The organism is Pseudomonas sp. LBUM1645, assembly GCF_059716185.1.
Genome location: NZ_CP166811.1, coordinates 1,335,374 through 1,355,560, shown reverse-complemented (window position 1 = coordinate 1,355,560; position 20,187 = coordinate 1,335,374). Strand labels below are relative to the sequence as shown.

16 protein-coding genes are annotated in these 20,187 nt (G+C 57.9%); 9 read left to right on the top strand and 7 right to left on the bottom strand.

Annotation, left to right across the window (positions count from 1 at the left end; genetic code table 11):
- Positions 1-122: 122 nt before the first annotated feature.
- Positions 123-908 carry a signal peptidase I gene (gene lepB / locus ACA079_RS05850; protein WP_497702879.1) on the top strand — a complete coding sequence of 262 codons (786 nt, stop codon included), beginning with the start codon at positions 123-125 and terminating at the stop codon, positions 906-908.
- Positions 909-1,386: 478 nt separating this feature from the next.
- Here the strand turns inward: lepB and ACA079_RS05845 are convergent, their stop codons facing one another.
- A complete protein-coding gene (locus tag ACA079_RS05845) occupies positions 1,387-3,861 on the bottom strand; it encodes a DEAD/DEAH box helicase (protein WP_497702878.1) in 2,475 nt (824 codons plus the stop codon).
- Between the two features lie 60 nt (positions 3,862-3,921).
- Positions 3,922-5,178 carry an abortive infection family protein gene (locus ACA079_RS05840; protein WP_497702877.1) on the bottom strand — a complete coding sequence of 419 codons (1,257 nt, stop codon included), beginning with the start codon at positions 5,176-5,178 and terminating at the stop codon, positions 3,922-3,924.
- Between the two features lie 408 nt (positions 5,179-5,586).
- Here ACA079_RS05840 and ACA079_RS05835 point away from each other — a divergent pair, with 408 nt between their 5' ends.
- The 4 genes from ACA079_RS05835 to ACA079_RS05820 all read left to right on the top strand — a co-directional run bounded on the left by ACA079_RS05835 (position 5,587) and on the right by ACA079_RS05820 (position 9,168).
- The gene (locus tag ACA079_RS05835) at positions 5,587-6,588 is read left to right on the top strand and encodes an AAA family ATPase (RefSeq protein ID WP_283181469.1); all 1,002 of its coding nucleotides are present in this window, start codon (positions 5,587-5,589) and stop codon (positions 6,586-6,588) included.
- A 190-nt stretch (positions 6,589-6,778) separates the two neighbouring features.
- Positions 6,779-8,110: a DUF58 domain-containing protein gene (locus ACA079_RS05830; RefSeq protein ID WP_497702876.1), complete on the top strand. Its 1,332-nt coding sequence runs from the start codon at positions 6,779-6,781 to the stop codon at positions 8,108-8,110.
- A 155-nt stretch (positions 8,111-8,265) separates the two neighbouring features.
- On the top strand, positions 8,266-8,514 hold the full coding sequence (locus ACA079_RS05825; RefSeq protein ID WP_046049686.1) for a hypothetical protein: 249 nt from the start codon (positions 8,266-8,268) through the stop codon (positions 8,512-8,514).
- A 267-nt stretch (positions 8,515-8,781) separates the two neighbouring features.
- Positions 8,782-9,168 (top strand): DUF6124 family protein, encoded by a 387-nt coding sequence (locus ACA079_RS05820; protein ID WP_497702875.1) that lies wholly within the window; start codon positions 8,782-8,784, stop codon positions 9,166-9,168.
- A 148-nt stretch (positions 9,169-9,316) separates the two neighbouring features.
- On the opposite strand, the gene ACA079_RS05815 is transcribed toward ACA079_RS05820, so the two are convergent.
- Both ACA079_RS05815 and ACA079_RS05810 read right to left on the bottom strand, forming a co-directional pair.
- Positions 9,317-9,676 (bottom strand): PilZ domain-containing protein, encoded by a 360-nt coding sequence (locus ACA079_RS05815; protein WP_497702874.1) that lies wholly within the window; start codon positions 9,674-9,676, stop codon positions 9,317-9,319.
- A gap of 231 nt (positions 9,677-9,907) precedes the next feature.
- A complete protein-coding gene (locus ACA079_RS05810) occupies positions 9,908-10,294 on the bottom strand; it encodes a tetratricopeptide repeat protein (protein ID WP_497702873.1) in 387 nt (128 codons plus the stop codon).
- Positions 10,295-10,451: 157 nt separating this feature from the next.
- Between ACA079_RS05810 and pyk the strand changes: the two genes are divergently transcribed.
- Positions 10,452-11,903, top strand: a complete 1,452-nt coding sequence (gene pyk, locus ACA079_RS05805; RefSeq protein ID WP_497702872.1) for a pyruvate kinase — start codon at positions 10,452-10,454, stop codon at positions 11,901-11,903.
- A 192-nt stretch (positions 11,904-12,095) separates the two neighbouring features.
- On the opposite strand, the gene ACA079_RS05800 is transcribed toward pyk, so the two are convergent.
- The 3 genes from ACA079_RS05800 to ACA079_RS05790 are packed head-to-tail and all read right to left on the bottom strand — an operon-like array spanning position 12,096 to position 14,908.
- Complete coding sequence (locus ACA079_RS05800; protein WP_497702871.1) at positions 12,096-12,845, bottom strand: enoyl-CoA hydratase-related protein; 750 nt, start codon at positions 12,843-12,845, stop codon at positions 12,096-12,098.
- A gap of 28 nt (positions 12,846-12,873) precedes the next feature.
- Positions 12,874-13,809 (bottom strand): iron-sulfur-binding ferredoxin reductase, encoded by a 936-nt coding sequence (locus ACA079_RS05795; RefSeq protein WP_497702870.1) that lies wholly within the window; start codon positions 13,807-13,809, stop codon positions 12,874-12,876.
- Positions 13,802-14,908: a GGDEF domain-containing protein gene (locus ACA079_RS05790; protein WP_497702869.1), complete on the bottom strand. Its 1,107-nt coding sequence runs from the start codon at positions 14,906-14,908 to the stop codon at positions 13,802-13,804. The genes ACA079_RS05795 and ACA079_RS05790 overlap by 8 nt, the downstream gene beginning before the upstream one ends.
- A 483-nt stretch (positions 14,909-15,391) precedes the next feature.
- Between ACA079_RS05790 and ACA079_RS05785 the strand changes: the two genes are divergently transcribed.
- The 3 genes from ACA079_RS05785 to ACA079_RS05775 all read left to right on the top strand — a co-directional run bounded on the left by ACA079_RS05785 (position 15,392) and on the right by ACA079_RS05775 (position 20,170).
- Positions 15,392-16,915, top strand: a complete 1,524-nt coding sequence (locus ACA079_RS05785) for a fumarate hydratase (RefSeq protein WP_129437918.1) — start codon at positions 15,392-15,394, stop codon at positions 16,913-16,915.
- A 160-nt stretch (positions 16,916-17,075) separates the two neighbouring features.
- Positions 17,076-18,842, top strand: a complete 1,767-nt coding sequence (locus tag ACA079_RS05780; RefSeq protein ID WP_497702868.1) for a sensor histidine kinase — start codon at positions 17,076-17,078, stop codon at positions 18,840-18,842.
- Positions 18,836-20,170 carry a sigma-54-dependent transcriptional regulator gene (locus tag ACA079_RS05775; RefSeq protein ID WP_497702867.1) on the top strand — a complete coding sequence of 445 codons (1,335 nt, stop codon included), beginning with the start codon at positions 18,836-18,838 and terminating at the stop codon, positions 20,168-20,170. Before ACA079_RS05780 ends, ACA079_RS05775 begins: the two co-directional genes overlap by 7 nt.
- Positions 20,171-20,187: the final 17 nt, after the last annotated feature.

Below are 20,187 nucleotides of genomic sequence, written 5' to 3'. Positions count from 1 at the left end.
TGGGGCTCGCCGCTCTGGTGATAGCAATAATGGCCGCATTGAAACAGTTCGTTTTTTCGTAGCACACCGACAGCTCCGTTCGCCACGCTTGCGGCCCACTGCACTATTTCATGGATGGATATATGCAAGCTGTCAACCCTGCCAGACCTTCGGTGGCGTTTCTACTGGGTGCTGTCGTTAGCGGCTGGGGTTTGTTCTATGCAGGTCGACCTCGACTGGCCGCAGCGCTTATTGCCGCGCTATGGAGCTGCTTACTGATAGGAGGATGGTCTGGACTGTTTACCAGCCGGCGCGGCGTAATTGCATTGGTCGCTATTGTCATAGTGACGAAGTGCGTATCAGCATTTGGCGGTGCCTGGTTTGCGCGTCACCGTGTCAAAGTGCCCAGCAAACGAGACCATTTTTTCTTCCTTGCCGCGATGGCTGTCAGTCTTTGGTTGCTGGCCCAACCAAGCGCGCGCTCTCGATTGCTAGGAGTTGAAGGTTATCGCGTCCAGGGGAATGGCATGGCCCCGACACTGATGACTGGCGATGCGGTTGTTTGTGATAGTAGGCGTAGAGATTACTCTCTGGGAGATGTCGTAGCTTACGAGCGTGAAGGAAAAGTTGAGGTCAAACGTATCGCCGCCACCGAGGGAAACAGCATTGAGATTATCGACGGCAACGTGCTGCTTAACGGAGAAAACTTTGGGCCGTTTCATTCTTGGTCGCCAAGGGAGAAAAGTTACTCGCAAAGCTTCGAGCGAACAAAGATTCCGCGTGGATATGTTTTCATGCTTGGGGACAACCGCGACAATAGTCGCGACAGTAGATTCGATGGGCCAGTAGCGCTCGCTAGCGTCCGCTGCAAAACCACAGAAATAGTTTATTCCGTTGACGGCAGGAAAACCGGGACAGCTATATGGTAGGCATTAACGTTCGCTTAGGAGGTATGCGTTTAACTAGCAAGGTGTAATGGCCGGACGCTTACGGTGAGACAAAGTCACGGTCAGCACCACCGCTCGGGCGGTGCTGACCGTGATGTTGTTCCTACTGAAAGGAGGGGAAATGTTGCGAGGCTGGGGCTTTCGCGTGGCGGTGACGTTACTGTTTCCACGCTGATGGGTAGATCAACACGACTGCGATTTGTAGGCGAAATCGATAGGTTGAAATCGACGCTTACTGATTGATACGAATGACCGCTTGGGGTCGCTTTCTGCCTGTCGCGACCGGCTGAAAACGACTCATAGCGGACGGTTGCGGCGTCTAGACAACCAGGGGAATTCAGAATTTCTGTCCCAATTTAGCAAATTTCCCATTGGCTAATATTTTGGCCCCATACCGGCCAAGCCCGAAAGCTCCACTCATACCCCCTCCATGACTCGAAGGGGTATGTTAAGTGCAATACTATTTAGCGCCTTGAGCTACTGTGCATAGACCTACGATTTCAGCAGCGGAGAGCTTGTAATGCCGGAGCTGCCGCTCTACCTCTCTGGCGTCCTTAAAGCCTCCTGCGGCAGCTAGCGCTACCGAGTAGGCCTGCACTGCATCCCTCAGCTTTTGCAAGCCCGGCCTGTTCACAATACGAAGCTCAGGGAGCGGGGACGCCGCGTTTTCAAAGATTGTCTTAGGGTGAACCATGATTGGGGTCATTGTGCACTCTTGGTCGTATTTTTTTCTGAACCATATCGCCGAACCATTGAGCTGATTTGTGTCGCCTTTCGAGATTCTGTCCGCGGAAACCGCTCCACTTTTACACTCGATAACAAGATACTTAAGCCCTCCCAGCGCCCATAGGTTGTCAGGCCCTAGCCCCGAAGTAGCTTCCGGACGCTGCGATCCAAACCCTAGATAGTTACCCAGTGCGTGCATTGCAGCTTCAAACCGATTTGAGCCTTCTTCTCCCCAGTCCAAGTCGTCCAGCAAACCGTTTATCCAGATGGCTAGATCGTTGCCTTCGAGGAACATTTCCATAAAGCTCAGCGCTGCCAAGACCTGGCCAGTTGGTGGTGCGCTGAGCTTGTTGTAAGTAGCGCCAGCTATGGGCTTCAGGACTCGGAGATTATGGCTGAGGGCAGCCAGTTGCAGCTCTTGAGCCTTAGCAGGATTGATAGAATTGGTGTGCTCCGCCAAGAGCTGCTTGAGATACCCCTTTAACTTTTCTTCTGCGGCTCCATTGACCGCCTTTTGCGCTCGCTCTACGGCAATGTCGTGCCTGCCAATGCGTGCGGCATCAAATGCCTCCCGCAACATCACTTGATTGCCATCTAGGTGCCCGCCTTCGACCACTGGAGCATTCACTACGGCATTGCGGCCAGATTGCCGCCATTTATCGTTCTTCTTCAGGCACAGATCTAGAATCGGTCTGAGCTCTTCGATTGGCTTGCCGCGAACCTGCGCGGCAACTCCTTTTCCAAGATTTATCTGTGCTCGCGTTGCCGAAGAAAACATCTCTTCCGCTTCCGGCTGGTGCAACCTTTGCGTCAACCTTCCTCCAAGGAGTAATACGACGCAATGGTCATCGCTGGACCGTACACCGCGCCCCATCCCCTGCTCAATTCGTTGAACCTGGCGGACTAACTGCCTCTTGGTGCCATCAAGAAGCAGCATGTCAAGACGCTCAGCCAATCCGTAGACCTCTGGCAATCCATCAATAACCAACAGTTCACAAGCAGATCCCGGTAGGTCAATTCCATCGTATTTGTTGATAAGAACAGTGAGCCCTACGTGCCCAGCTTTCAGCCGATCTACGCCCGCATGGATAGTATCTTTGTCCAAAATCTGCGCGGCAGCCGCTTTCCAGAATTCAGCTCGCTGCTTGGAAGGAACGATGACGACAACGTTAAGTTCAGCTGCAATGCCAGACACTAGGTCCTTTATCTGATCGACTGTGTATTCAGGGTTGATCTCTTGGGGAGCAAGGATCATACGATCCCCGATGTCTCCGCCCCCCCTAGGGCGAATCGGCTTTGCAACCTCCGAAGCGTCAGCTTTGAAATGGCTGACTAGGATGGTGTCATCCGCCAAAGTGGCGCTCATATATACGCGCCGCTGAGCAGAGTCGAACGCCGGAATTCGGTCTATCGGGACGAAGCGTGGAGCAATTTCCAACCGACCTCCTCCGAACACGCAGGTGCACTGAGCAATGCAATCGCTCAGTAGTGGCCAGCTCCACTCAAGCTCCTTGCCATCTCTTTGCTTGTGCAGTAAGCCGAGCACATTATCTTGGCGGTCATTCCAGGCCCAGTACGGCAAGGTCATTACAATGGACGGATCTCTGGCTTTCACGTCAAGCAGACCAGCCGGAGATTGCGCTTTAAGATCCTCCTCGAACAGTGCCAGCAGCCCGTCGTAGATCGGGCTACCGACTTTGGACTTGATGGAAAACTGTTCATTCACCACTGCTAAGCAAGCATGGGCGTCATCAATGACCACGCAACCTATTGGGATCTTCCTTTCGCCAACACCGAAGACCGAACGGGCGTTAAAAAGCTTGTGGACGTTTGCCACTAATATGGATTTTCCGGCAATGAAGTCTGGATCTTTCTCATCATCGGTAGCTGCTATTCCTAAATCCTTGGCCTCGGCCATTACCTGTGCGACAAGGAACGGATCGGGTGTGATGTATACCGCCGGCTTGATGTTCTCATTAAGCGAGCTTTGGAGGCAGATCAGGCCAACGACCGTCTTGCCTCCGCCAGTATTCATTTTGACCGTAAGATCCTTAGCGGTTCTACGTGCGTACCAAGCGTCGAGCACATCCGATTGCTCGTCAGACGGTCGCTTGAACCGACCATCCCTGTTCAATGTTGTGAAAATTTTGCGCGGATCCGTCTGCTTTACCGCCGCCCCATCGTTCAGCATGTCAAAATCCAAAACCATACAAAGACTCCTATTTGGTAGCGCATCCATTTCTTTGAATTTGAGTCCGAAAGATACGGCTCAAGTGTTGTTTCTTACGATTGAGCTTTCTCTGTGGCGAAATGTCTCCGACACAAAATCGATGAAAGCAACTGCCGATGCAACTGCAAGTCGGGCATGCCGAGGCTGAAGCCCACGATGCTGGCCATCCCGTCCGTGCCCCGTGCCGTATAGGCCGCGCAACTGCGCCAGATTGTTGGTGAGTTGAGTAAGGTTGCGAAGGATCATGCGAATATTCTCCGCCCCCTTCGTCGCGTCAGTGATGCCTTCAGGTACTAGCTGCAGTTCCTTGGTTAGCTTTTTGGTGAGGTCGCCAAGATCATCTGACTTTGTAAACGGTATACCTCTCTTCGTCAAAATGGACTTGCAACATGTCTCTACGAGTTCCTTTGCCGTACCGATGGCTAGGGCTGGATCTCGGTCGACAGCGTTCTCCAGTCGCTCAATTTCCTTTGCCATCCAGCCCGCATTTAAAGCGTCCGCCACAGTCTTAGCACGCAGAACTGCACGGGACGAACTGCTCCGTAGCTGTCGATAAGAAAAACGTGATCGACCGGCGATGCGCTCCTCCTCGTAGAGCTCCCAACCGGCTAGCCGAAGTTGATCGTTGAAGTGGAGTACTAACTTGAGCGCCTCGTCGCGGTCTGGCCGGACTACTGGGTGTACAACCTCGCAGAGAAACCTCAGGAACTGCTCCGCTGGACCGTCAATGAGTCGGAATCGACTATCGGTAAATACCCAGTCGCGCTCCCAATCGTCGTTGTTGTAGCGGTGCTGCCAGATATCTCCGGCTGCGTCCTTATATCGACTGTCCGTCGATGGAAGCTGCTGCAGATCGAACAGACGACTCAGAAACTCAACATCATCCAACTGTCCGTTCCAAGCTACATTCTCCAGTCGGAGCCCATCTAAGACGTTTACACGGATTTGCCGCGGAAGATCTGACGCGTCCGATCGCCAATCAGCGTCCTGCTCCTTTGCCGGCACAATCTTGGCTGAATACCAGTCTTGAGTTTCGTGTTCGATGGCCGTTCTTAGCCTTGCAGTAATTTGCTCTTCCAGCTGGCTTCGCTTCGCGCCTAGGCGGGCATAATCTTGAGCCGGAAGTTTGAACTGAAACTCCAAAATATTTGTGCCACCGTTCCAGTTGTCGTATCCCGTCAACTCAACCTGAGCGGGATAATCGCGCACGATAGAGGCTGCATCACCCATGCCCTCTGCGCGCAGAAGCGCATGGACGGTCGCAAGTGTTTGCTCATTTTCTTCAATTTGTTCCATTGTTCTGTACCCCCCCTCCACTAGTCGTCATGAAGCCTATCTCAGCCAGGGTGGCGGTGCCCGCTTTCGGCCGTTCTCTGCCGATCATGACGACAAAGCACCCTGGTCAAATTCGACGTGAAAAGCTGATCAAATCAGGGTAATTACCCAACGAAAACTCGACCACTCAAACTGGATTTCCTTCGGTTACGGAGTCGCTTCTGAAATCGCGTGCCCTCAGACCGTCATAGACTAACCTCCACGTCTGACGAACGCACAAATGAGGGTTTGCCATGGAACTGCAATGAGGCAGATTGGCAATCACTCACTCGTTCCACCCGAAAAAATACGTGAAAAAAGTTAGATTAGGTAAGTGACTGATTTATGGAAGATAAAACACATGTAACTGTTAACAAGGCTCCGGAAAACGTGAGTGAACAGATCGAGCCCGGCACACTGAGCCACGCTGCGCAGCAACGCCAGCGCGCCAGCCAACTGGCCCAAGCGGTACGGACCGAATTACAGAAAGCCGTGATCGGCCAGAACACCGTGATCGACGACGTCCTCACCGCGCTGATCGCCGGCGGCCACGTACTGCTCGAAGGCGTGCCGGGGCTGGGCAAGACACTTCTTGTGCGCGCCCTCGCCCGCTGCTTCGGCGGTGAGTTCGCACGTATCCAGTTCACCCCGGACCTGATGCCAAGCGACGTCACCGGGCACGCGGTGTACGACATGCAGACCGAGCAATTCAAACTGCGCAAAGGTCCTTTATTCACCAACCTTTTACTGGCCGACGAGATCAACCGCGCCCCGGCGAAAACCCAGGCCGCGCTGCTCGAAGCCATGCAAGAACGACAAGTCACCCTCGAAGGCCGCGCCCTGCCCATCGTGCAACCGTTCATGGTGCTCGCCACACAAAACCCCATCGAACAGGAAGGCACTTACCCGCTGCCGGAAGCCGAGCTTGATCGCTTCATGCTCAAGGTACGCATGGACTACCCCGACGCCGAGCAAGAATTGAACATGGTCCGCCAGGTCAGCCGCTCGACCCGCGCCGACATGCTCGACGTGCAACCGCTGCGCACAGTGTTGCAAGCCAAGGACGTGCTGGCCTTGCAGCGTATTGCCAGCGACCTGCCGCTGGACGATCAGGTGCTCGATTACGCGGTTCGCCTGGCCCGCACCACCCGCAACTGGCCGGGCCTGATCCTCGGTGCCGGGCCTCGGGCCTCCATCGCGCTGGTGCGTTGCGCTCGGGCGCGAGCGTTGTTGCGCGGTGGCGAGTTTGTGATTCCGGATGACATCAAAGGCTGCGCCCTCGCGGTGTTGCGTCACCGTGTGCGGATTGCGCCGGAGCTGGACATCGAAGGGCTGGACGTCGATCAAGTGCTCAAGCAACTGCTCGATCAAGTGCCGGCACCGCGCCTGTGAACATACCCATGTCGAACACAAACCCTGTGGCGAGGGAGCTTGCTCCCGCTCGGCTGCGAAGCAGCCGTAAAACAGGCGGGCGCGGTTTGCCTGACATTGCGCATCGCCCGATGTTGGAGCTGCTTCGCAACCCAGCGGGAGCAAGCTCCCTCGCCACAAAAAACTCTCTTGCCATAAAGTGTGTGCGTCAATGAAACCCTCGCGCCTGTTACTGATCTGGCTTGCATTGCTGCTAGCCATCGGCATCGTGCTGGGCGCGTTGCGGGCATTGGAATTCGCGGTTCCATCGAGCCTGTTGTCGATCAACTGGGGATTGCTGCTGGCACTGCTGGCCTTGGCAATACTCGACGCCGTCCGCCTCAAACGCCTGCCCTCACCCCGCCTCCAACGACAAATGCCCGGTAGCCTTGCACTCGGTCGATGGGGTGAAGTGCGACTGGAGCTCGAACATGACTTCGCTCAGCCACTGACCGTACAGATTTTCGACCATGTACCGGAAGGCCTGAGCTTCGAAAACCTTCCTCTGTCGGTCGAACTGCAACCCGGCCAGCACAGCCAGATCGGTTATCGATTGCGCCCTCTCAAGCGCGGGCACTTCAGTTTCGAACGCTGCGAAATCAACCTGCCGAGCCCATTGGGGCTGTGGTCTGACAAACGCTTGCTCAACGTGGTCGACAACACCCGCGTCTACCCGGACTTCGCCCGTCTATACGGTGGCCAACTGCTCGCGGTGGACAACTGGCTCAGCCAACTCGGCGTGCGCCAACGCCAACGACGCGGTCTGGGTCTGGAGTTCCATCAACTGCGTGAATTCCGCGAAGGCGACAGCCTGCGCCAGATCGACTGGAAAGCCACCGCTCGACAACGCACGCCGATTGCTCGCGAGTACCAGGACGAACGCGACCAGCAGATCATCTTCATGCTCGATTGCGGCCGACGCATGCGCAGCCAGGATGGCGAACTCGCCCATTTCGATCACGCACTGAATGCCTGCCTGTTGCTCAGCTACATCGCCCTGCGCCAAGGCGATGCGGTAGGTCTGAGTACGTTCGCTTGTGACCGACCGCATTACCTCGCCCCGGTCAAAGGCACCGATCAACTCAAGGTCCTGCTCAACACCGTCTACGACCTCAACAGCACCCAACGCCCCGCTGATTACCAAGCCGCCGCCAGCCAACTGCTGGCCCGGCAAAAACGTCGGGCGCTGGTGGTGCTGGTGACCAACCTGCGGGATGAAGACGATGAAGAATTGCTGAGTGCGGTCAAACGCATGGGTAAACAACATCGCGTGCTGGTGGCGAGTTTGCGCGAAGACTTGCTCGACACGCTGCGGCACACGCCGGTGCAAACCTTGCCGGAGGCGCTAGCCTATTGCGGGACGGTGGATTATTTGAATGAACGGGCGGAGCTTCATGAGCGGTTGAGTGCTCATGGGGTGCCGGTGCTGGATGCTCGGCCCTCAGAGTTGGGGGCCGAGCTGGTGACGCGGTATCTGGGTTGGAAAAAAGCCGGAATGATGTAACGGTACCCAGCATAGAAAATAGCTGCTTCACGACCTCGATAGGAAGTGATAGTGGAACTACTTAAGGACGCGATGCAGTGGTCAATTCTTTCCCAAACAGTTTTGAGCATCGGTCATAACCAACAAGCGTTTCGCTCTAAACCGAGGAATAAATCATGGATGAGAAAAATCTATTCACTGCAGTGCTAACCCAGATCTCTCAGAACCAGTTGGCAATGGGTGCAGCAATAGAAGAACTAACCAATTGGGTGGAGAAGCAAGGGGCTACTGAAGTCGCAAGTAACATCCGAGGGGCGCTCCAAACGCTAGATCGAAACCAAAAATTTATCTCTCTGGCGCTTATCTCTGTGTCCACCGACTTTAAAGAAGTACAGCCCCCGAAAAAACCACACTCTGATGAGTGATAAAAATTTTCAATTCTTGCAAATGTCGCTCGACAATTTCTCAAAATTGTAGGGCGCTCTGTGATGAAGGAATAGCTTGGTGGCATGACAAATGTTCATCGTTGGACAGCTCTTTTCCTACTTGAATATTCGAGCAAACGACAACGACTACAAAACCAAGCGCCTCTGCCTACAACTAGCAACGGCCCTGGCTGACTATTGAAGATGGCCGTTCACCCTTAAGGTTCTCCTGTCTCTACCCATTAGCAATTCAAAGGAGTTAACCCGATGTTCAAACCTCCACCCGAGAAATTCGAATCCATCCCCCGTTCGCCCTACGCCACCCTTGACCCTAAAAAGCTCCACGCCGCCGCCAAAAAGGCTCTGAAACACTACCTAAAACAAAACAACACCCAAAACCACTTTACCGACGAACGCACTACCGAGGAACGAGCCATGAAGATGTTCACCGTTGTGTCCGATGCCAACCCCGAAGCCTTGACCATCGAGACCTACGAGACCTTTTCGACGGTCAGCATTCTGCTGCTCGACCTGGCTGAAAGCCTGGACGACAAGCCGCGACACCTGGCGATGGCGATTTATCAGTTGAGTGAGTTGGGGTTGATGCTGGTGGAGAGGTCGCTGAAGAATGAGATGGCGATTGCTACGGCTTAGCTGTTAGTTATTGGTTGTCTGCACTGACGCCATCGCGAGCAAGCTCGCTCCCACAGGGATCTGCGGTGAACACACGTTTTGTGAACAACGCCAGACACTGTGGGAGCGAGCTTGCTCGCGATGGCGGTGGTGAAGACACCGCTGGGCTTCAGGCAGAAGCAGGCAACGGCTGAAAACTGAAGTATTGCTTCAAGGCGCTGACCAATTGCCCATATTCCGGCGGTGCCCGTTGCAGGCTGAACCCGGCGTCATAGTGGTGAGGGGTCGTGTCTTCATGGCACCACAGGCAACACGCCTGAAGATCAATGACCTGCATGCAGCCATCGCGGGCGGGGATTTTCAGGCGCAAATCGAAATCGGCGCCGATCATCATCGGCAACTGACTGATCAGCATCAGCCCGTCTTCGGACACGTTGCCCAGAAAGCCGATGGGTTTGTCAGTGACGCTGTTGAACACTCTTAGAAAATACGGCAGTTGATGCCGCTCGATCCGGCGGTCAGTAAACATGCGCAAATGGCCCAGCAAGGCTCTTAAGCAGAGCCGCACTAATGCTTCGGAACGGGCCTGCTTCTTTTATACAGAGGCATGGGCGCGCTCTCCCCGATCCTGGTGCGACAGTCCATAAAGCTGCTGTCGCTTACTCCTGCCGATCACAGGTGTTGCGTCGATTAGAGGCAAGGCTCTAAACCGATCTATTCGACTATAGCTCACCACCGCCGGTGAGCCAGCCTTTGACCTTTAGAACTGCGTCGGGCGCACGACCGCAGCCGCACTTCGCAGCGGATAGTGACCCAGCGACTGCAAGGTTTCCAGGCGGGCGCGAGCGCGGTAGGCGTATTCACTTTGCGGGTACGAGGCGATGATGAACTGGTAGGTTTGTGCCGCATCGACAAACAGTTTCTGCCGTTCCAGGCACAACCCGCGCATCATCGATGCTTCCGGCCACACGTAAGGCCGAGCTCGGCTGGCGCGTTCGACTTTGGACAGTTCGAGCATCACCTGCTCGCAATTGCCACGGTCATAGGCGCTGTAGGCGTTATTCAAATGATGGTTCATCGACCAACGGGTGCAGCCCGTGACGCTGAGGGCACTGATGGCAAGGGTGGCAATGAGCACGAATCGCATGGGGGTTCTCCTGTCTTGAGCTCTGTATCGACCCGTGGCGCGAAATCTTCAGGAATGTTCGTTTCAATAAACAAACGAATAAGTAGTGCACATGAACAATGACTACACCCGCTGAGCATAGTAGCCTCACTCAGCGCTTGAACTCAGGAGTCTATGCATGTCCGTCCGTCGCACCAAAATCGTCGCTACCCTTGGCCCGGCCAGTAACTCGCCGGAAGTTCTCGAACAGCTGATTCTGGCTGGCCTGGACGTCGCCCGCCTGAACTTCTCCCACGGCACCCCCGACGAGCACAAGGCTCGCGCGAAGCTGGTGCGTGACCTCGCTGCCAAGCACGGCCGCTTCGTCGCCCTGCTGGGTGACCTGCAAGGCCCGAAAATCCGTATCGCCAAATTCGCCAACAAGAAGATCGAGCTGAAGATCGGTGATCAATTCACCTTCTCCACCAGCCATCCTCTGACCGAAGGCACCCAGACCATCGTCGGCATCGACTACCCGGATCTGGTCAAAGACTGCGGCGTGGGCGACGAGCTGCTGCTCGACGACGGCCGCGTGGTCATGCGCGTTGATACCGCCAATGCCACCGAGCTGAACTGCACCGTGCTGATCGGCGGTCCGCTGTCCGACCATAAAGGCATCAACCGTCGCGGTGGCGGCCTGACCGCTCCGGCCCTGACTGAAAAAGACAAGGCCGACATCAAGCTCGCTGCCGAGATGCAAGTCGATTACCTCGCCGTGTCCTTCCCGCGTGACGCCGCCGACATGGAATACGCCCGTCAACTGCGCGACGAAGCCGGCGGTACTGCCTGGCTCGTGGCGAAGATCGAACGCGCAGAAGCCGTGGCCGACGACGAAACCCTCGACGCGCTGATCATGGCATCCGACGCGGTCATGGTTGCCCGTGGTGACCTGGGTGTGGAAATCGGCGACGCCGAGCTGGTGGGCATTCAGAAGAAAATCATTCTGCACGCGCGCCGCCACAACAAAGCTGTGATCGTGGCGACCCAGATGATGGAGTCGATGATCCAGAACCCGATGCCGACCCGCGCCGAAGTGTCCGACGTAGCCAACGCCGTGCTCGACTACACCGACGCCGTGATGCTCTCGGCTGAAAGTGCTGCCGGCCTGTACCCGCTGGAAGCGGTGCAAGCCATGGCGCGCATCTGCATCGGCGCTGAAAAGCACCCGACCAGCAAGACCTCCAGCCACCGCATCGGCAAGGTCTTCGAAAGCTGCGACCAGAGCATCGCCCTGGCGGCCATGTACACCGCCAACCACTTCCCGGGCGTGAAAGCGATCATTGCCTTGACCGAAAGTGGCTACACGCCGTTGATCATGTCGCGCATCCGTTCTTCGGTGCCGATCTACGCGTTCTCCCCGCACCGCGAAACCCAGGCCCGCGCGGCCATGTTCCGTGGCGTCTACACCGTACCGTTCGACCCGGCATCGCTGCCGCCTGAGCAAGTCAGCCAGGCCGCGATCGACGAGTTGCTCAAGCGCGGCGTAGTCGAGAAAGGCGACTGGGTCATCCTGACCAAGGGCGACAGCTACCACACCATCGGCGGCACCAACGGGATGAAAATCCTGCACGTTGGCGACCCGATGGTCTGATTGACCGGTTGCTGAAAAACAAAAGCCCCGCCATGTGAATGGCGGGGCTTTTTGGTTTCTGGGTCTGGAAGATGTGTTGCCTGAGCGGGCCTCATCGCGAGCAAGCTCGCTCCCACATTGGATCTGTGGCGTACACAAAACCCCTGTGGGAGCGAGCTTGCTCGCGATGAGGCCAGCCCTGACACCGCAAATTCAATGCCTGTTGATAAACGCCGACAACGCCGCCATCGCCTCAGGCGAGCGCAACCGTTGGGTGAACTGCGCGCTCTCTTCTTCTATTGCCTTGCGCAGTTGTTCGCGGTCCGGGGCTTTCATCAATTGCTTGCTGATACGCACCGCTTCCGAAGGCAGCGACTCGAAACGCAACGCCATCTCCCGCGCCTTGGCCAGCGCCTCTTCGCCACTGCCCAAGGCTTCGGTCGCAATCCCCCACTGCGCGGCCTGCTCACCACTGAAACCTTCGCCCAGCAATAACAATTCCGCCGCTTTGGCCTGCCCGAGCAATCGCGGCAGGATCAAGCTGGAACCAAACTCCGGGCATAACCCGAGATTAACGAACGGCATCCGAAGACGCGCATCGCGGCTGACATACACCAGATCGCAATGCAGCAACATAGTCGTACCAATGCCCACGGCTGCACCGGCCACGGCGGCGATCACCGGTTTGCGGCATTCGAGCAGGGTGAGCATGAACTGAAACACCGGGCTGTCGAGGTTGCTCGGCGGTTGCTGGATGAAGTCGGCGATGTCGTTGCCAGCGGTGAAGCACTCGGCGCTGCCAGTGATCAGCACGGCGTTGATTTCAGGGTCGGCATCGACCAGTTTCAGCGCTTCGGCCAAGTGGCTGTACATGGCGCGGGTCAGGGCGTTTTTCTTGTCGGGGCGGTTGAGGCGCAGGATCAGCAGGCCGCGCTCACGTTCAAATTGGATGGCATCGCTCATGGTCGGTCTCGCGTCTGAAAATCAGCGCTCAACCGCGGAGAACAAAGACGTCCGCCAGCAGTTGATTGCGCGGCAATCCCGCCAGATACAAGCGCCGGGCAAAGGCGTCGACGCTGTCAGGGGCCCCGCAGAGTAAGGCCAGGGTTTGCCGTGAAACAAGCCGCAGTTGTGCCAAAGCCTCTGGCAACTCGGCCGCTGTCCACAGCTCGATGCTCAGGTTCGGGCGGCTGGCGGCCATGGCCTGCAGGGGTTTGGCGAGGTAATGCGCCTCGGCATCATGGGCCAGATGAATGACGCGAATGGCACCTTGGTGATCTTGCCGCAGCGCTTCACGCAAGATACCGAACAACGGCCCCAAACCCGTGCCGGCGGCCAATAGCCAAAGCGGTCGGGTGTTCCAGTCCGGGTCGTATTGCAGCGCCCCGCCGCGCAATTCGCCGAGGCGGATTGGATCGCCGATTTTCAGCTGACGGGCTGCGTCGCTGAATTCCCCCGGCTGGCGACAATCAAGATGGAACTCCAGAAAGCGGTCTTCTTCGGGCAGGCTGGCCAATGAATACGGCCGCGCCACGTTGCCCGCCCACAACACCAGATGCTGCCCGGCGCTGTAGCGCAAAGGGCTTTGAGGGGTCAGTCGCAAACGCAACACACTGGCGCTTAACCAATCGACAGCCGCCACCTCGGCCGGGCGGCCGTCCTGTTGCGGATCGAAGGTGTGCACCTGCAAGTCCTCGACCACCTGACACTGACACGCCAGGCGCCAACCTTGCTGACGCTGCTCCGCGCTCAAGGCATCGGGTCGGCTGTCACTCGGCAGCCCTTGGACACATTGCACCAGACAGGCATGGCAACTGCCGGCGCGACAGCTGTAGGGCACAGACACGCCGTTTTGATTCAACGCATCGAGCAGGTTGCTGCCCGCAGCCACCGACCATTGGCGTTCGCCGACCCGTAACTCAGGCATCGACGTTCTCCCACGCGGCTGCGCAACGATTGCGGCCGTCACGCTTGGCGCGATAAAGCGCCTGGTCGGCGCGCTGCAAGGCTTCATCGAGATCGTCGCCCAGTTCGAGCAACGTCATGCCCGCCGACAAGCTGAGATGGGCGACGTTGAGTCCGATCAGTTCTACATCGGTGAACGCAATGCGCAGCCGCTCGCAACAGGAGGTCAAGCGCTCGGCGTTGCAATCGGGTAACAGCACGACGAATTCTTCGCCACCGTAACGGGCCAGAACATCGCCTTCGCGCAAGCAGGCGGTGGCCACGGCGGCAAAGGCTTGCAGCACCTGATCACCGGCGGCATGGCCGTGCACATCGTTGATCCGTTTGAAATGGTCGAGGTCGATCAGCGCCAGGCCATGCATGACACCCGCGTCCATGGCCTTCAGCTCACGGGAGGCCAGGCGAAGGAAATGCCGGCGATTAAACAGCCCGGTCAGTTCGTCAGTGGCCACCAGGTCTTCGAGCTGGCGCATCATCCCGCGCAGGGTGTCCTGATGCGCCTGCAAGGCAAATCGGCGCTGACGCATGCGTTGACGGGAGGCCTGGACGTGACGGGCATAAAGTTCCAGCCAGACCAACACGATGAGCAGCACGCACACCTGCAATGCGGCCAGCGCCGGGTCGGGTAATTGGAAGTGGTAGCCCTCCCACAGCGTGATCGCGCTGAAACTGAAAAACACCAACAGCGCGCACCGTAAAAAGGCAAGGCGCGAAAGATGGAACAACCCGAACAGCAGAATCAGCACGTAGAACACCAGGAACGCGCCGCGTGCCTCGTCCAGATTGGCGATCAGCCAGGTTTGCCAACCCAGCCCCAACAACACTTGCGCTTCAGTCAGGCTGGGGTCGGAAAAACGCAGGTTGCAGCCACTGTAAAACACCGCAAACAACGCCGCCTGACTGATGACCACCAGCGCACTGCCTATGGCCACGTTGGGCAGGGATTCATCGTAATGACCGGTGAAAAACGCCAGCCACAACAGCAACAAAGCCAGAGCGTAGGTGCCGGCTGCGAGGGCAAAGCGTTTGAGCAACAAGCGCTGGATGGCGTTATGGGTCAATCGTTGACTCACCGTGCGAAGGAGGCTGCTTGAGTGTCCTACTCTACAGACCGAATGCCACTTTAGTAGCGTGCCTGATAAATGACCATTCAATTTTAAGGGCGGACAACTGGCGTCAATGCCATAACCCCGTTTCCGTAGACACCACATTCCTTGTAGCAGCTGGCGAAGCCTGCGTTCGGCTGCGCAGCAGTCGTGAAATCATGCACCGCGATATGTCAGGTAAACCGCAGTGTTTGTTTTAACGACTGCTTCGCAGCCGAACGCAGGCTTCGCCAGCTGCTACAGGGATCGTGTGCGGTATGCGACCAACGATTGACTACCGGCGGGTGTACCCGCCCCCGAGGCGCGTTATACTGCCGCGCCTTTTTAGCGTCGCGCCAGCAGCCCCGGCGTGCCTTGTAAAGGTGCTTGCAATCGACCGATGCACCCAAGCTGCAAGCACCTTATTGAATGTTCCCGTCTTTTAGAGGAGCGCGACTCATGACCGTGATCAAGCAAGACGACCTGATTCAGAGCGTTGCCGACGCCCTGCAGTTCATTTCCTATTACCACCCCGTTGACTTCATCCAGGCGATGCACGAGGCCTACCTGCGCGAAGAATCGCCGGCAGCTCGCGATTCGATGGCGCAAATCCTGATCAACTCGCGGATGTGCGCCACCGGCCACCGCCCGATTTGCCAGGACACCGGCATCGTTACCGTCTTCGTTCGCGTGGGCATGGACGTACGTTGGGATGGCGCCACCATGGGCCTGGACGACATGATCAACGAAGGCGTGCGCCGGGCTTACAATCTGCCGGAAAACGTCCTGCGTGCTTCGATCCTCGCCGACCCGGCGGGCGCTCGTAAAAACACCAAGGACAACACCCCGGCCGTTATCCACTACTCCATCGTTCCGGGTAACACCGTGGAAGTGGACGTGGCAGCCAAGGGCGGCGGTTCCGAGAACAAGTCGAAAATGGCCATGCTCAACCCGTCCGACTCGATCGTCGACTGGGTGCTGAAAACCGTTCCAGAAATGGGCGCTGGCTGGTGCCCACCGGGCATGCTCGGCATCGGCATCGGCGGTACCGCCGAGAAAGCCGCCGTCATGGCCAAGGAAGTGTTGATGGAGTCCATCGACATTCACGAGCTGAAAGCACGCGGCCCGCAGAATCGTATCGAAGAGATGCGCCTGGAGCTGTTCGAGAAGGTCAACCAACTGGGCATCGGCGCCCAGGGCCTGGGTGGCCTGACCACCGTGCTCGACGTGAAGATCATGGATTACCCGACCCACGCCGCTTCGTTGCCGGTGTGCATGATCCCGAACTGCGCCGCCACCCGTCACGCGCACTTCGTGCTTGACGGTTCCGGCCCGGCCTCGCTGGAAGCGCCACCGCTGGACGCCTACCCGGAAATCGTCTGGGAAGCCGGCCCGTCGGCTCGTCGCGTCAACCTCGACACCCTGACCCCGGAAGACGTGCAGAGCTGGAAGCCGGGCGAAACCGTCCTGCTCAACGGCAAGATGCTCACCGGTCGCGACGCCGCGCACAAGCGCATGGTCGAGATGCTGAACAAGGGTGAAACCCTGCCAGTGGACCTGAAAGGTCGCTTCATCTACTACGTCGGCCCGGTTGATCCGGTGCGCGAAGAAGTGGTTGGCCCTGCCGGTCCGACCACCGCCACGCGGATGGACAAGTTCACCCGTCAGATCCTCGAGCAAACCGGCCTGTTGGGCATGATCGGCAAATCCGAGCGCGGCCCAACCGCAATCGAAGCGATCAAAGACCACAAAGCCGTTTACCTGATGGCGGTCGGCGGCGCGGCTTACCTGGTGGCACAAGCCATCAAGAAATCCCGCGTGGTGGCTTTCGCCGAACTGGGCATGGAAGCGATCTACGAGTTCGACGTGAAAGACATGCCGGTTACTGTTGCGGTTGATAGCAAGGGTGAGTCGGTACACATCACCGGTCCTGCTATCTGGCAGAAAAAGATCAGTGAAAGCCTGGCGGTGGAAGTGCAGTAAGCGCTTCGACTAACAAGTAAAAGGCGACATGAGCCATGCTCTTGTCGCCTTTTTTAATGGTCGTTTATATATATAGGCTGAGGTAGGTGGATTTGAGCGTGGGAATGCCTAACTTCGTCATGATATGGTGCCCCCCCCGCACACTTGTGTAACGCCAAGCATGTTTGAGTCTTCTCGCTCCTTGCGCATAATGCTGTACACCCTTCTTATCCTCGTCGGCGCTGCGATCGCGGCCACCGTGTCAATACGTCACGCAGAACGCCAGGCCTTGGTCGAAGACGCTGCCCGCGCCAATCAGCAACTGGCGTTGTACGCCAACTCCCTGCACACCCTGATCGATCGCTACCGCGCCCTGCCCGCTGTGCTCGCGCTGGACCCGGAGTTGCGTTCCGCGCTCAACGGACCGGTGACGCCCGAACAGCAAGACGCACTGAACCGCAAACTGGAAAAGATCAACGGCGCCGCCGAATCGTCGACCCTGGAACTGCTCGACCACACCGGTCTGGCGGTGGCCGCCAGCAATTGGCGTTTGCCTAGCAGTTACGTCGGCCACAACTACGGCTTTCGCCCCTACTTCAGCCAGACACGCACCCAGGGCACCGGGCGCTTTTACGCGGTGGGCGTGACCAGCGGGATTCCCGGTTACTTCCTGTCCAGCACAGTCACCGGGGACAGCGGTCAGTTCCTCGGCGCGATGGTGGTAAAACTCGAATTTCCAGAACTGGAGAGGGAATGGCGTCAGGGCAGCGACACGCTGCTGGTCAGCGATGCACGCGGGATTATCTTCATCGCCAACCAGCCGGGCTGGCGCTATCGGCTGTTGAAACCGCTGAGTGACAGCGATCACGCCGAACTCAAGGTCACCCGCCAATACGACAAACAACCGCTGACACCGCTCGAATATCAATCGGTGCGGCGCTTTGACGACAACAGTGATCTGACGCGGGTCGTGGGGCCTGACGGAACGGCGAATTACCTGTGGGAATCGCTGCCGCTGAGCACTGAAGGCTGGACGTTGCACCTGCTGCGCCGCCCGCAAATCGCATTCGAAGACATCCGCAACGCCGGGCTCGCCGCCGCCGGGTTGTGGCTGGCGGTGGTGTTTCTGTTGCTGTTCCTCAATCAGCGCTGGCGTCTGGCGAAAATGCGCCAGCGCAGTCGCGAAGAACTCGAACAACTGGTGGAAGAGCGCACTCGCGACTTGCGCACCGCTCAAGATGGTCTGGTGCAATCGGCCAAGCTCGCCGCGCTCGGCCAGATGTCTGCCGCGCTGGCCCATGAAATCAACCAGCCGTTGACCGCCCAGCGCATGCAGCTTGCTACTCTGAGGCTGCTGCTCGATCACGGTCGGGTCGACGACGCTTACAAGGCGCTCAAACCGGTGGATGACATGCTGACACGCATGGCCGCCCTCACCGGTCACCTGAAAACCTTCGCCCGCAAAAGCCCCAGCGGTTTACGCGAACGCCTGGATTTGGCGGCGGTGGTGGACCAATCGTTGCAGCTGCTCGACACAAGGTTGCGCGATGAACAGGTCAGCACGGTGCTGCACCTGACGCGCCCGGCGTGGGTGCGTGGCGATGCGATTCGTCTGGAACAGGTGCTGATCAATTTGCTGCGCAATGCCCTGGACGCCATGCACGATAAACCGTGCAAGCGCCTGGAAATCCGTCTCGAAGCCAACGAACAACTCTGGCGCCTGACCGTCACCGACAACGGTGGCGGCATTGCCGAAGAACACTTGGCCAACGTGTTTGATCCGTTCTTCACCACTAAACCGGTGGGCGATGGCCTGGGCCTCGGGCTGGCCGTATCCTTTGCCATCGTTCACGAATCGGGCGGACGCCTGAGCGCCGACAATCATGCAAACGGCGCGGTGTTCACCGTGACTTTGCCCATCGACCTGGAGGCTCCTGGCTCATGTTGAATTCAGTGATGGTGGTCGACGACGAAAGCAGTATTCGCAGCGCCGTCGAACAATGGCTGAGCCTGTCGGGGTTCGAGGTGCAGTTGTTCAGCCGCGCCGATGAGTGCCTGGCGCAACTGCCGAAGCATTTCCCCGGGGTGATCCTCAGTGACGTGCGCATGCCGGGCATGACCGGCCTGGAACTGCTGGCCGAGGTTCAGAGGCGCGATGCCGACTTGCCGGTGATTCTGCTGACCGGTCACGGCGATGTGCCGATGGCGGTCGAAGCGATGCGCGATGGTGCCTACGACTTCCTTGAAAAACCCTTCAGCCCCGAAACCCTGCTCGGCAGTCTGCGCCGTGCGCTGGACAAGCGGCGGCTGGTGCTGGAAAACCGCGCCCTGCACGAGCAGGCGGACAACCGAGCCAAACTCGATGCGACGTTGCTGGGCGTGTCCCGTGGTTTGCAGACGCTGCGTCGGCAAGTGCTGGACCTGGCGACGCTGCCGGTCAATGTGTTGATTCGCGGTGAAACCGGCAGCGGTAAGGAGTTGGTTGCCCGTTGCCTGCACGACTTCGGGCCACGCGCCGACAAACCGTTTGTGGCGCTGAACTGTGCGGCGATCCCCGAGCAGTTGTTCGAGGCCGAGCTGTTCGGTCACGAGAGCGGCGCGTTCACCGGCGCCTCGGGCAAACGCATCGGCAAGCTCGAATACGCCGATGGCGGCACGCTGTTTCTCGATGAAATCGAAAGCATGCCGCTGGCTCAGCAGGTGAAATTGCTGCGGGTGTTGCAGGAGCAGAAGCTGGAGCGGTTGGGCTCGAATCAGAGCATCCGCGTGGATTTGCGGATCATCGCCGCGACCAAACCCGACTTGCTGGATGAAGCCCGGGCCGGACGCTTTCGCGAGGACCTGGCCTATCGGTTGAACGTGGCCGAGTTGCGGTTGCCGCCGTTGCGTGAGCGGCGTGAAGACATTCCACTGTTGTTCGAGTCGTTTGCACAAAATGCCGCCGAACGTTTGGGGCGCACTTTTCCACCGCTGAGCGGCCCGCAGTTGAGCCACCTGCTGAGCCACGACTGGCCGGGCAATGTGCGCGAATTGGCGAACGTTGCTGAGCGGCAAGTGTTGGGGCTGGGCGAGCCGGAACCGGCGGGCATTGATCCTGGGCAATCGCTGGCGGCGCAGCAGGAAGCGTTTGAAGCGCATTGTCTGCGCGCGGCGTTGACCCGGCATAAGGGCGATGTGAAAGCGGTGTTGGAAGAGCTGCAGCTGCCGCGCCGTACGTTCAATGAAAAGATGCAGCGGCATGGGTTGACCCGCGAGATGTTTTTGCGGGACAGCTGATTTTTTGTGGTGCTTGA